Origin of the sequence: Bifidobacterium saimiriisciurei (assembly GCF_010667655.1) — a bacterium.
Classification (GTDB): Bacteria; Actinomycetota; Actinomycetes; order Actinomycetales; family Bifidobacteriaceae; genus Galliscardovia; species Galliscardovia saimiriisciurei.
The window spans coordinates 91,798-104,422 of sequence record NZ_WHZU01000001.1; the positions used below are offsets into that span (position 1 = coordinate 91,798).

Annotated in this window: 13 protein-coding genes; 8 read left to right on the plus strand and 5 right to left on the minus strand. The window is 63.8% G+C overall.

The window, feature by feature from the left end; all coding sequences use genetic code 11:
- The first annotated feature begins 12 nt into the window (after positions 1-12).
- The 3 genes from GFD18_RS00345 to GFD18_RS10975 all read left to right on the plus strand — a co-directional run bounded on the left by GFD18_RS00345 (position 13) and on the right by GFD18_RS10975 (position 2,395).
- The gene (locus GFD18_RS00345; RefSeq protein ID WP_163200095.1) at positions 13-1,296 is read left to right on the plus strand and encodes a bifunctional 3,4-dihydroxy-2-butanone-4-phosphate synthase/GTP cyclohydrolase II; all 1,284 of its coding nucleotides are present in this window, start codon (positions 13-15) and stop codon (positions 1,294-1,296) included.
- A gap of 1 nt (position 1,297) precedes the next feature.
- Positions 1,298-1,801: a 6,7-dimethyl-8-ribityllumazine synthase gene (ribH, locus tag GFD18_RS00350; RefSeq protein WP_163200094.1), complete on the plus strand. Its 504-nt coding sequence runs from the start codon at positions 1,298-1,300 to the stop codon at positions 1,799-1,801.
- A gap of 141 nt (positions 1,802-1,942) precedes the next feature.
- Positions 1,943-2,395 carry a hypothetical protein gene (locus GFD18_RS10975; RefSeq protein ID WP_225432820.1) on the plus strand — a complete coding sequence of 151 codons (453 nt, stop codon included), beginning with the start codon at positions 1,943-1,945 and terminating at the stop codon, positions 2,393-2,395.
- A gap of 148 nt (positions 2,396-2,543) precedes the next feature.
- Here the strand turns inward: GFD18_RS10975 and GFD18_RS00365 are convergent, their stop codons facing one another.
- Positions 2,544-4,541 (minus strand): 1-deoxy-D-xylulose-5-phosphate synthase, encoded by a 1,998-nt coding sequence (locus GFD18_RS00365; RefSeq protein WP_163200093.1) that lies wholly within the window; start codon positions 4,539-4,541, stop codon positions 2,544-2,546.
- A 219-nt stretch (positions 4,542-4,760) separates the two neighbouring features.
- Between GFD18_RS00365 and GFD18_RS00370 the strand changes: the two genes are divergently transcribed.
- The 4 genes from GFD18_RS00370 to purK all read left to right on the plus strand — a co-directional run bounded on the left by GFD18_RS00370 (position 4,761) and on the right by purK (position 8,873).
- Positions 4,761-5,750 (plus strand): zinc-binding dehydrogenase, encoded by a 990-nt coding sequence (locus GFD18_RS00370; protein WP_163200092.1) that lies wholly within the window; start codon positions 4,761-4,763, stop codon positions 5,748-5,750.
- Between the two features lie 240 nt (positions 5,751-5,990).
- Complete coding sequence (locus tag GFD18_RS00375; protein ID WP_163200091.1) at positions 5,991-7,067, plus strand: ATP-binding cassette domain-containing protein; 1,077 nt, start codon at positions 5,991-5,993, stop codon at positions 7,065-7,067.
- Between the two features lie 155 nt (positions 7,068-7,222).
- Positions 7,223-7,720, plus strand: a complete 498-nt coding sequence (gene purE / locus GFD18_RS00380) for a 5-(carboxyamino)imidazole ribonucleotide mutase (RefSeq protein ID WP_163200090.1) — start codon at positions 7,223-7,225, stop codon at positions 7,718-7,720.
- Complete coding sequence (gene purK / locus GFD18_RS00385) at positions 7,704-8,873, plus strand: 5-(carboxyamino)imidazole ribonucleotide synthase (protein WP_163200089.1); 1,170 nt, start codon at positions 7,704-7,706, stop codon at positions 8,871-8,873. The genes purE and purK overlap by 17 nt, the downstream gene beginning before the upstream one ends.
- A gap of 563 nt (positions 8,874-9,436) precedes the next feature.
- On the opposite strand, the gene GFD18_RS00390 is transcribed toward purK, so the two are convergent.
- Together GFD18_RS00390 and GFD18_RS11210 are read right to left on the minus strand one after the other, a co-directional pair.
- Positions 9,437-9,736, minus strand: coding sequence for a hypothetical protein (locus tag GFD18_RS00390; protein WP_100509903.1), 300 nt, complete (start codon positions 9,734-9,736; stop codon positions 9,437-9,439).
- Between the two features lie 523 nt (positions 9,737-10,259).
- A complete protein-coding gene (locus tag GFD18_RS11210) occupies positions 10,260-10,385 on the minus strand; it encodes a hypothetical protein (protein ID WP_263863964.1) in 126 nt (41 codons plus the stop codon).
- Between the two features lie 547 nt (positions 10,386-10,932).
- Between GFD18_RS11210 and GFD18_RS00395 the strand changes: the two genes are divergently transcribed.
- Positions 10,933-11,808 carry a deoxyribonuclease IV gene (locus tag GFD18_RS00395; protein ID WP_163200088.1) on the plus strand — a complete coding sequence of 292 codons (876 nt, stop codon included), beginning with the start codon at positions 10,933-10,935 and terminating at the stop codon, positions 11,806-11,808.
- Positions 11,809-12,089: 281 nt separating this feature from the next.
- Here GFD18_RS00395 and GFD18_RS11215 read toward each other — a convergent pair whose 3' ends face one another.
- Complete coding sequence (locus tag GFD18_RS11215) at positions 12,090-12,212, minus strand: hypothetical protein (protein ID WP_263863965.1); 123 nt, start codon at positions 12,210-12,212, stop codon at positions 12,090-12,092.
- A gap of 58 nt (positions 12,213-12,270) precedes the next feature.
- Entirely contained in the window at positions 12,271-12,402 is a 132-nt protein-coding gene (locus GFD18_RS11220) for a hypothetical protein (RefSeq protein WP_263863966.1), read from the minus strand.
- Between the last annotated feature and the right edge of the window lie 223 nt (positions 12,403-12,625).

Consider the following 12,625-nt stretch of genomic DNA (forward strand, 5'->3'; position numbering starts at 1 on the left):
AGGAAAACCATCATGACCGACATCAACAAGGGCACCGAATCCACCGCGCTCGACCCCGTCGCTCAGGCGGTGCGCGACATCGCCGCCGGCCGCATCGTCGTCGTGGCCGACGACGAGGGCCGCGAGAACGAGGGCGACCTCATCTGCGCGGCACGCTTCGCCACGCCGAAGAACATCGCGTTCATGGCCACGCACGGCCGCGGCCTCATCTGCACGCCGATGACCGCCGAACTGGCGCGGCGTCTCGACCTGCCGCCCATGTGCGCCGACAACACCGACAACCACCACACCGCGTTCACCGTCTCCATCGACCATGTGACCACGTCCACCGGCATCAGCGCCCGCGACCGTTCCGTGACCGCCATGGCCTGCATCGACCCGGACGCCAAGCCCGCCGACTTCCGCAGGCCCGGCCACATGTTCCCGCTGGTCGCCCGCCCGGGCGGCGTGCTCGAACGCAACGGCCACACCGAGGCCACCGTGGACCTGGCTCGCCTCGCCGGACTCGAGCCGTGCGGCCTGTGCTGCGAGATGATGAAGGCCGACGGCACCATGATGCGCCGCGGCGACCTCAAGGCGTTCGCCGAGGAGCATGGCCTGACCTACATCACCATCGCCCAGCTCCAGCAGTACCGCCGCGCGCACGAGTTCCCGCACACGGTCCGCCGCGTGGCCCAGGTGACGCTGCCCACCGAGCATGGCCGCTTCACCATGTTCGGCTACGAATCCGAGGACGGCGGCGAACACGTGGCGCTGGTCATGGGCGACGACATCCTCGCCGCCGCGACGGGCGGTGCCGGTACGGTCACGGAACCGGTGCTCTGCCGCATCCATTCGCAGTGCCTGACCGGCGACGTGTTCGGCTCCGAACGCTGCGACTGCGGCCCCCAGCTGCACGAAGCCATGCGTCGCATCGCCGAACGAGGCCGCGGCGTGCTGCTCTACCTCAGCCAGGAGGGCCGTGGCATCGGCCTGCTCAACAAACTGCGCACGTACGAGCTGCAGGAGCAGGGCTTCGACACGCTCGACGCCAACCTCGAGCTCGGATTCCCCGCCGACGCCCGCGAATACGAGACCGCCGCCGCGATCCTCGACGACCTCGGCATCGGCTCCATCGACCTCATGACCAACAACCCCGACAAGATCAGCCAGCTCAAGGCCGCCGGCATCGCCATCGACTCCCGCGTGCCGCTGATCATCGCGCCGAACGAATTCGACGCGAACTACCTGTCCACCAAACAACACCGCATGGGGCACCTGCTCGGCGCCCTGAACACCACCGCAAAGGAGAACTGACATGACCGTATTCGAAGGACAGCTCGTCGCCGGCGCTACGCCGGCCGCCGGAACCGACGCCAAGCCGATTCGCGTGGGCATCGTCGTCGCCCGATTCAACGAGTTCATCACGTCGAAACTGCTCTCCGGCGCACAGGACGGACTGCGTCGCCACGGCGTCGACGACGAGAACATCGACGTGGCGTGGGTGCCCGGCTCGTTCGAGATCCCCATCGCCGCCAAGCGCATGACCGCCACCGGCCGCTACGACGCCGTGATCTGCCTCGGCGCCATCATCCGCGGCAGCACCTCCCACTACGACCTCGTGTGCAACGAGACCGCCAAGGGCATCGCGCAGGTGTCGCTCGGCACCGACACCCCGGTGCTGTTCGGCGTCATCACCACCGAGAACATCGAGCAGGCCATCGAACGCGCCGGCACCAAGGCCGGCAACAAGGGCTTCGACTGCGCGCTCGGCGCCATCGAGATGATCAACGTGCTGCGCGCCATCGACGCCGGCGAGTGATTGCCCGACGGAGGATGGCCCGTGCCGTCGAATGATTCCGTTGCAGGCCATCCGCGTCATCTCTCGGCAAACCGGCCGTCCATCCGTTACAGTGGAGGAACGGATGGACGGCCGGTTCGCCGTTCATAGAAGGGAATCATCATGGGATTGTTCGATAGTCTTCGCGACCTTGCCTCGGGCGTGCTCGGCGACGCGGCCGGCAACGTACTCGGCGACGCCGCCAACGGGGTGCAAGGCGCCATCGGCGACGCGCTCGGCGGCCAGACGTTCGACCTCGGCTCGATCACCGACCTGCCGGCCGTGATCGGCGAGCACTTCAACGCCGACCAGCTCGGCGAGATCCAGAACGTCGTCGGCGACACGCTGAACGCCGACCAGCTGGGCGAACTGCAGACGCTGGCCACGGAGAACATCCCCGCCGACCAGATCGCCGACGTCGCCGGCATGATCCAGGAGCAGGGCGCCGGCCTCGCCGAAGGCGCCGGCCAGGCCGTGAGCGATGCTGCGGGCGGGGTCGACCTGGGCGCCATCGCCGAACAGGTGGGCCTGCCCGTCGACATCGTCGGCCAGATCTCCGGCCTGCTTGGCCGCTGACCGTTTGCTCACATGGCTCCCGCTGGCGGCCGTAATCCGGCGCAAAAACCCGTTTCCGGTAATTTACGGTGCTTTATGGTCGTTTTTTCGCCGAAAAACGACCATAAAGCACCGTAAATCGCGGATTTCGGGATTGACGGACCGTATGTCAGCCGTGTAACGCCTTCAGCGCCGCGTCGGCGATATCGGCGGCGGTGAGCCGGTAGCGCTTGCATAGCGCGTCCAACGGAATACGGTCCGTGACCTCCTTACGCGCTCCGAAGTTCAGCACGCGCATCGGGGAATCTCCGTAATACGAGGCGATCTTGCCGCCCCAGCCGCCTTCCAGCTGGCCGTCCTCGACGGTGACCACCACCGTGTGCCGTTCGCGCAGCACGTCCAACGTGGCCGTGTCGATCGTCGAATACTGATGCGGGTCGATGACCGTGGCCCGCACGCCGGCGTCGTCCAACGACGCGGCGGCCTTCTCGGCCAACGGATACGCATTGCCAAGACCAAGAATCGCCACCTGCGAGCCGGCCCTCGTGACCGTATACCGCGCCCACGGGTCGCCGGCGACCGACGCCGCCGCGATGTCGTCGACCGACACCTCGCCGGCCCCGCGCGACCTGCCGGCCGTTCCGCCGGCCGCGGCGGCAGCATCGCCGGCCTTCCCGTTATCGGCCTTCGTCATAGCGCCGTCATCGGTCTGCGCAACATCGGACTGCGCAACATCGGACTGCGCAACATCGGACTGCGCAACATCGGACTGCGCGCCGGCGGATTCCGCAGTGGTCGCAACGAACCGCGGATACTCTCCGCCGCGCTCGCCGGCGAGCACCGCCTCGCCCGGCATACGGATCGCCACCGGCCGCCGCGCGTCGCCGGTCGCCCACGCCAGCATCCGCAGCATCTCCTCGCCGCTCGTCGGCGCCAGACACGTCAATCCCGGCACATTGCCGAACATCACCACGTCGCCGGCGCCCGAATGCGTGTTGTCGGTGCCGGAGATGCCGCCCGAGAACACCAGCAGCGTGCCCGGCACGTTGTTCAGCGCGAACTCCTGATGAATCTCGTCGTAGGCGCGCTGGAAGAACGTGGCGCTCGTCGCCAGCACCGGCGTGCCGCCCGCCCGGGCGATGCCCGCCGCGAACGTCACCGCATGCTCCTCGGTGATGCCGGTGTCGATGTAATGCCGTCCGGCCGCCGCACGCCACTGACGTGTGATGCCGTTCGAGCCGGGCGTCGCCGGCGAGATGACCACCAGGCCGGGCTCCGCGTCGAATCGTGCGGCCAGCGCATCCATCGCCATGCCGCCGTACGTCTTCCTCGCATTCGGCCTCGCCGGCGCGGCCTCGGCCGCCGGAACGGGGTTATGCCAGTGATTGCTCTCCACGCGCCCCTCCTCGGCGGCGTCGAGCCCCTTGCCCTTCAACGTATGGATATGCACGACCGTCGCGTGGTCGCAGTCCTTCACATCTTCGAACGCCTGCACGAGGGCGGACGTATCGTTGCCGTCCGCCACATACCGGTAGTCCAATCCCATATCACGGAACAGATTGTGCGGCGACGTTCCGTTCGTCGCACGCAATTCCGCCAATCCCGCATACATGCCGCCATGGTTCTCGGCGATCGACATCTCGTTGTCGTTGAACACGATGATGAGATTGCCGTTCAGCTCCGCGGCCTCGTTCAGTCCCTCGAACGCCACCGCGCTCGACAGCGACCCGTCGCCGATCACCGCGATCACGTTGTTCCTTCCGCCCATGAGGTCACGCGCCTTCGCCATGCCGCACGCCAGCGAGACCGACGTGCCCGTATGCCCCAGCACGAACGAATCGTGTTCGCTTTCGTCGGGATTCGTGAATCCCGTCGCCGAACCGAACAGCGTCTCGTCGGTGAAGGCGAGGCGGCGGCCGGTCAGCATCTTATGCACATAGCTTTGGTGGGAGACGTCGAAGACGATGCGGTCGCGCGGCGAATCGAACACATAGTGCAGGGCGATGGTCGCCTCGACCATGCCGAGGTTGGAGCCGATATGACCGCCCTTCGCCGCGCAATACCGCAGCAGCGCGGCACGGATCTCGTCGGCGAGAGCAGGCAACTGCACCACGTACAGACGCTTCAGATCGTCAGGTCCGTCGATATGTGCCAGAAGATCGCTCATCGTGCTCCTTTGCGATAGTCATCCTCGCTGCGGGAAGGTTCCAACCGCGAAATCATAGCGGATAACACGTCGGAATGATCCGGGTTGCCGTGAATACCCCCAACATCTTCGTATAGATTCGTGCGACGCGCGTGTCCGTTCGTGTCGTCGCATGACTTCGCCGCACAATAGGACCGGCGGCCGGCCGTGTCCGTGCCGCCGTAATCGAAAGGAGAGCCGATGAGGGCCGTATACGCAAGCAACGTGAACCATGACGATCCGATGTCCGTACTGGCCGTGGGGGAGCGGCCCGAACCGCAGCCGCGCGAATACTGGTCCACGATATCCGTGAAATCCGCCACCGTGAACCACCACGACCTGTGGTCGCTGCAGGGCGTCGGCCTCTCCGACAAGCAGACGCCGATGATCCTCGGCACCGACGCCGCCGGCGTCCTCGACGACGACATCCCCGTGCGCAAGGGGCTCAAGGCCGGCGCGGAGGTCGTGCTCTACACGTTCGTCGGCACCGACGGCAACGGCGTGGCCCCCGGCGAGCGCCGCACCATCCTCTCCGAGAAGTACGCCGGCACCATGGCCGAAAAGACCTCCGTGCCCAGCGCCAACGTGTTCGCCAAGCCCGCAAACCTCACCATGGACGAGGCCGCGGCGCTCGGCACCAGCTGGCTGACCGCCTACTCGCTCGTGTTCTCCGCAGCCGGCGTCAAGCCCGGCGACACCATCCTCGTGCAGGGCGCGGGCGGCGGCGTCTCCACCGCCGCCATCATGCTCGCCCATGCGGCCGGACTCGAGGTGTTCGCAACCTCCCGCAGCGAGGAGAAGCGCGCCAAGGCGCTCGAAATCGGTGCCGACGCCGTGTTCGGGCCGGGAGAGCGTCTGCCGCGCAAGGTCGACGCCGTCATCGAATCCGTGGGCGCGGCCACATGGTCGCATTCCGTCAAGTCCGTGCGCCCCGGCGGCACCATCGCCGTCTGCGGCGCCACCACCGGCGACCAGCCCGGCGCCGAACTGACGCGCGTGTTCTTCCAGGACATCCGCGTACAGGGCGTCACCATGGGCACGCGCGACGACTTCGCCCGACTGCTACGATTCGTCGAACACGCCGACATCCATCCCGTCATCGACTCCACGTATGCGCTCGCCGACGCGCACGTCGCGTTCCGCAAGGTCCTCGACGGCGACGTCTTCGGCAAGGTCGTCCTCCACGTGTGATTCGCATTATCTGATCGGCGTCTACAACCCGCGTTTATATCGTCGTCGGTAAAACGTTGCGGTTGCAGGCGCCGTGGGTGTTTATCGGAACGCATCCCGGGACGGTTCCCGCCGACATTCCGGCCGCTAGGCTGGAAACGGTCGGAAAAGTGCAATACCCTTGGGATTCAGTATGGAACAGCGTATGCCCGTCGGCCGGTGCGAAGCACGGCGGCGGGCCCGGCGGGGAGGTAGCGACCGATGGCCGAAGAACACGATGCAGTCGAGAACGATGCGATAGTCCTTTCCAACGTCACCAAAACGGTGCTGACGGCCGACGGGCCGAAATCCCTGCTCAAGGACGTCACCCTGCATTTCGAACAGGGCGGCATCTACGGTGTCATCGGTCTTGGCGGCGCAGGCAAAAGCACGCTGCTCAAACTCATCGACGGCCGTCTGACGCCCACATCCGGCGTCGTCACCGTGCTTGGCGAGAATCTTGCGAAACTCGGCAAGCCCGCGCTCGCCCGATTCCGCACGCAGATCTCGCGGGCCGGCGTGTTCCCCGCCTTCGACGAGGAACGCACCGTGCTCGAATCCGTGGCCATCGCCGCCGGAGAGGCCGAAGACGCCGACCGTCCCGATGAGGCCGCCCGCGCCAAGGCCCTGCGTCTGCTGCGCGAGGTGAGCCTGCGCTCGCAGAGGGACGCCCATCCCTCGCAGCTTTCCGGCGGCGAACTGCAGCGTGCCGCCGTGGCCCGCGCGTTCGCGTCAAGCCCGAAGATCCTGCTGTTCGACGAGGTCACCGCCGCCCAGGACCATATCGAAGGCCGTGAGATTCTTCGCCTCATCCAGCAGTTCGCCCGTGAATCCGGCGCCACGGTGGTGCTCGCCACCCACGAGATCGCCACGGTGAAGGAGATCTGCGACCATATCGTCGTGCTCGACCGTGGCCTCGTGGTGGAGGAGGGCAGCACGTTCTCCGTGCTCGCCGACCCGCAGACCGACCAGACCCGCGTGTTCATGGAGGCGGTCTCCAGCCTTGGCAAGGTCGACGCGCTGCTCGCCGGCCACGACCCCGTGGTCGATCTACGGCCCGGCCAGAAGCTCATCCGTCTGCGCTACGTGCACGAGGATGTCTCGGAGCCCCTGGTGTCGCTGATCACCCGCAAGTTCGGCATCGACGTGAACATCATGCTTGCCGACGTGCAGATCGTGGGCAAGTACCCGATCGGCGGCATCGTGGGCGTGTTCGAGGGTCCCGAGCGCAACATCCGCGACGCCGTCGCGTTCCTGCGCTCCAAGAAGGTGCGGGTCGAGGTGCTCGCCGAGAACTGAGCCGGGGCCGTTCGGCGTTCGCCGGGGCCGTCGTCATCGCCGGGCGGATGCGTTTCCCCGGGGAACCGATGGCGTTGCCGTCTCCGCACGTCGCGGCCGGTGTTTTCCCCGCTGTTGCGTACAGTTGTATCTGTTCGGATCAACGGAGGTTAATGATGGCTGAAAACGCACCGCTCGTAGCCGTGGTAATGGGTTCTTCCAGCGACTGGGAGACGATGAAGCACGCATGCGAGATGCTCGACAAGTTCGCAGTACCGTATTCCAAGCAGGTGGTCTCCGCCCACCGCACGCCGGAGCTCATGGCCGACTTCGCCCATTCCGCGCGTAGCAAGGGCATCCACGTGATCATCGCCGGCGCCGGCGGCGCCGCCCACCTTCCCGGCATGGTCGCCGCGCAGACCACGCTGCCCGTGATCGGCGTGCCGGTGCGCTCCCACGCCCTCTCCGGCTGGGATTCGCTGCTGTCCATCGTGCAGATGCCCGGCGGCATCCCCGTCGCCACCACCGCCGTCGGCAACTCCGGCGCCACGAACGCCGGCCTGCTGGCCGTGCAGATCCTCTCGACCACCGACGAGCGTCTGGCCAAGGAGCTGCAGGAGTACCGCGACGAACTGAAGAAGAAGGTAGAGGAGTCCAATGCCCAGCTTGTCTGAGGAAACCAACGGCGCCGTCAAGATGCTGCAGCCCGGTGCCACCATCGGCATCGTCGGCGGCGGCCAGCTCGGCCGCATGATGGCCATCGTGGCCAAGTACCGCGGCTTCCGCATCGGTGTGCTCGATCCGACCCCCGACTGCCCGACCGCGCAGGTGGCCGACTTCCAGGTCGTCGGCGAATACGACGACAAGACCGCCATCCACGACCTAGCCGAGAAGTCCGACGTGCTCACCTACGAGTTCGAGAACGTCGACGCCGACTCCATCGACGAGGTGCGCCACTTGGTCGCCGCCCCGCAGGGCACTGACCTGCTGCGCGTGACCCAGGACCGCATCAACGAGAAGACGTTCATCAACAAGCACGGCATCGAAACCGCCCCGTGGCGCGAGGTCAACGACTTCGACGAGCTCGAGGCCGCCATCGACGACCTGCACTACCCGTGCGTTCTGAAGACCCGCTCCGGCGGCTACGACGGCCACGGCCAGCACGTGCTGAAGAACGACGCCGACCTCGAGAAGATCCGCGCCCGCGGCGACCGCGGCGGCGGCTTCCCGCCGAGCATCCTCGAAGGCTTCGTCGACTTCGCGTTCGAGGCGTCGATCCTGGTCTCCGGCAACGGCGAACAGTACGTGACGTTCCCGATGGTGCGCAACGACCATCGCAACAACATCCTGCACATCACCGTAGCCCCGGCCGAGGTGAGCGACGAGCTGCACGAGCAGGCCCGCGACCTCGCGCTGCGTCTGGCCAAGGGCTTCGAGCTGGCGGGCACGCTCGCCATCGAGCTGTTCATCACCAAGGACGGCCGCGTGGTCGTCAACGAGCTGGCGCCGCGTCCGCACAACTCCGGCCACTACACCATCGAGGCGTGCTCCATCGACCAGTTCGACGCGCACATCCGCGGCATCGCCGGATGGCCGCTGCCCGAGCCGAAGCTGCTCAGCCCCGCCGTCATGGTGAACGTGCTCGGCCAGCATGTGGCGCCCAGCCGCGCGCTCATCGGCGAGCATCCCGAATGGAACGTGCACGACTACGGCAAGGCGCAGGTGCGCCACAACCGCAAGATGGGCCACATCACCGTGCTCACCGACGACACCGCCCGCACCGTGGCCGACCTCGAGGCCACCGGCGTCTGGGACGACCTGAAGTAGTTCGTCTCCGGCCGCTCGCCGTTCGCCCCGGTTCCTTCCCGTCGTCATCATGCGACGAGCAGGAACCGGGGCGTTGCTTTGCATCCTGTTGGTTGGTCTGTGCCAAACAAACAGGAACCGTGGCGGCTTCTTGGTTCCCGTCCGTTGCGTATCGGCCAACGAACCGGAATCGTTCCGGCTCTCCGGTTCCCATCCGTTGCATACGGTGCGATGAATCGGAACCGGGGCGTTGCTTTGCATCCTGTCGGTTATGCGGTGCCAACAAACAGGAACCGTGGCGTGTCTTCGGTTCCCGTCCGTTGGATGGCGCTGAACGAATCGGAACGGCCTCGTATTTTTGCAACCTACCGTTATTCGGCGTCGGTTATAACGGATACATGCGTTATAACCGACGCATATGGTTCCGTAACGTCGGTTATAACGCACCGGTGCGTGAAACCCTCCGCATAATGACTCTCAGTGTCGGTTATAACGCATGCGCATGAAAAAACCGTCGCACTGGCAACGAGTCAGTTGACGGTTTTCTCTACTGAGAATCGTGAACGCGGGGAGCGAACGTTCGTTCAGCCGCGCTTCTTGACGAGGTCCTCGGAATCCTTGTCCAGCGTGGCCATGATGGCGTGCTGCGCGTCCTTCACGTAGCCGAATCCACCGGCCTTCGTGAACTCCTTCTTGGCGGCTTCGTCCTCGGTGACGGCGCGGGTCACGCGTGCGATGGCGACCAGCACATTGGGCAGCTGCGAATCGGGAGCGTCGTTGCCCAGCTCGCCGTAGAAACGAATCGTCTCCACGTCGTTCGGATTGGCGCCGTTGGTGGGAGCAGCCTTCAGTGCTTCAACAATGCCGCCGAGATATTGCTTCATTGGATACTCATTTGGAATGCTCATGGCTCCCATGGTAGAAGGGCGTACGTGGATTTCCAGTCGTCAATCGTTCTATGTGCCGCAAAGGAAAACCGCTGGAATCCGAGCGAAAACCGACCTAAAATAATACTGGTTTCGTTGCTTTTTATCTTTGAATATTTGAATATCCCGAAAACGCGAATTATGAGGTTTTGCCGCTGGCGTCGGGGAAGCGCGCCGCTCCTAATCGTTGCGATTGCGTCCCAAGCTTCCAGTGAAAACCATACTTTCGAAATACCGAGCCCACGATTGACATTTTGCTCATAGCAAGGTGTATGGAGGCGTCGAAGCGGAGTGGATTCCGAAGTGGAAGAGGGGTTCGTTGAGGGGAAATCCCGTAAAAAAGAAAAATCCCCGTAGAAAAGAAGAAGACGGACCCCGTTGTCCGCTTTCCCTCACATATTCGGCCTGACTGCTGCAATCTCTGCCGCAATTGCGCGAAGGGCGCCGAATCAACCCTTCACGTCGTATATGAACCGCCGAATCAGCGATCCTGGGCGATCTTGATGATCGTGTCGTTCATTTCGTGGTTGGAGCAGCCCATCGTGCCGGCCATCTTGGCGCTGCCGTAGAGAGCCATACCGCGAAGCATCGAATCCTTGAGAGACATGATTGCCACCTTTCATAGTGTTTCTTCATCAATTGACTTCGTTAAGGACGAAAACCCGAATCGTGATGCGCGCTATCGATGAATTCCAAATAATCCTTCGGAAATCAACGATCTTGTGTATCGCTTTCGTTGTTTTCCTTCCCAACGATTCCCAATATAGCTCTTGAAACCGGTTTCAGCAAGTCGTGCCACGATTTGTCACACGGAGTTTACCTGCGATGACGATTGTCGTGGGCAACGCGATATGGGTGCCTTGGAATCGTGTGGTGGGGAAATGAGCGGGGCGGGCGAATCAGGACGTGTTGAATCGACCTCGTGTGTTTTTGTGGTTTTAATAGTCCGGTATCGCTTGGCATTCGCTCGAAAATCAGACTGTTTGGTGTGATATGACCTCGGAAAAACCACAAAACTCGCATGGTCATGGTGGGCTGGGCCGGAAACGACGGGGGCGGCCCATTCGCTGATTGCAGAGGTACGTGTGCGATTCGGGCCCGGCCGAGGTGTAGTCTCGAACACGATTGCCATATCGCAGGGAAGGAAGCCGCACATGGATAAGCTCTTCATCGGATCGCATCTGTCGACCTCGGGCGGCTGGAAGAAGCTGCTGGAGCGTTCGCATGACGAAGGCGGCACCGCGTTCGCGTTCTTCCCGCGTTCGCCGTACGGCAAGCGTTCGAAGGCGCTGACCCCCGAAGGGGCCGCCGCGTTCGGCGAGCAGCTGGCGGCCGAGCATTACGGCCCGCTGGTCGTGCATGCTCCCTACGTCTACAACTTCGCCGGCAAGGACGCCTCCAAGCGCGCCTTCGCCATCGACGCGCTCGCCCAGGACATCCGACTGCTGGAGCCCATCGCCGCGGCCGGCCAGCGCACGTACATCAACATTCATCCCGGCTCGCATGTGGGGCAGGGGAGCGAGGCCGGCTGCCGCCTCATCGCCGACGGCCTCAACCGCGTGTTCGATGCGCTTGCCGACGACGATACCGAGGAGTCCGGCGTCATGATCCTGCTCGAGACCATGGCCGGCAAGGGCACCGAATGCGGCCGCAGCTTCGAGGAGCTTGCCTCCATCATCGACGGCGTGGAGAACAAGGCGATGATCGGCGTTACCTTCGACACCTGCCATGTGTATGATGCCGGCTACGACATTGTGAACGACCTCGACGGCGTATTGAAGCAATTTGATGACGTCGTCGGGCTGGGGCGTCTCAAGGCCATTCACGCCAACGATTCGCAGTTCGGCTTCGGATCGCATAAGGACCGTCACGCCAATATCGGCGAAGGCGAGCTCGGCCTCGGGTTCTTCCGTACGATGGTCAACGACCCGCGTATGGAAGAGTTGCCGATGATTCTTGAGACCAAAGAACTCACCGAGACCACGCATCGTGAGGAGATCGCCCTGCTGCGCGGCCTGCGCGCGGATTGACGGGAGTCGCGGGTCGGTCGCATACGGACGCGCAGCGTGGTCCCCTCTGACCTCAAAACAGAATCAACTCCTTGGGGGTTTCCATGTCGGGGGATTGCCGGGCGCATAACAAAAAAGCGGCTTCGCGCCGCTTGAATCATATTGATTTATATACGTATGTGATGAATGCGATACGCGGACGCCGTTGGCCGCATATCCTCTTATCTTCTTCTCTGTTGGGATTCCCCTAAGGCCTCCCGTGGTCATGCCTTGCGGCAGACCATGTCTATCTCGACCTCAGCTCAGCGGGCGTCTTCTTCCAGGACGGAATCGGCGATCTGCTGGTAGGTGCGGCCGTTGTAGGCGGTGAGGGAGGCGGCACCCATGAGGGCGAAGGTCTTCTTCATGCTGTTCTTGAAGCCCATGATTACTCCTTATGGCTTTGGTTGACGAATTGAATTGGTCGGGATGCCAGTCCGCGATTCAGCGGGCGTCGTTCTCGATGCTGTGGATGGTGTCGAGCATCTGCTTGCTCATCGACGGGGTGGTGGTCATGGTGGAGGCGCCGTAGAGAGCGAGGCCGCGCAGCAGGTTCTTCTTGATGTTCATTGTCATATCTCCGTTTGTTTCGTATTGATTGATGACCGGCGATTATCGCCGGGGATGTACCGTACCCGAAGTGCGGGACGGAAGGTGTTTTCAGTGGGTCGAAACTCGCTGACCGGTGTTTCAGCGGTCCATGTCGACGTGGAAGGAAGCGATTTCCTTGGGGGAGGCCGGGACGATGGTCATGTTGTCGGCGGCGTAGGCGGCGAGTCCGCGAAGAGCGCTCTTGATG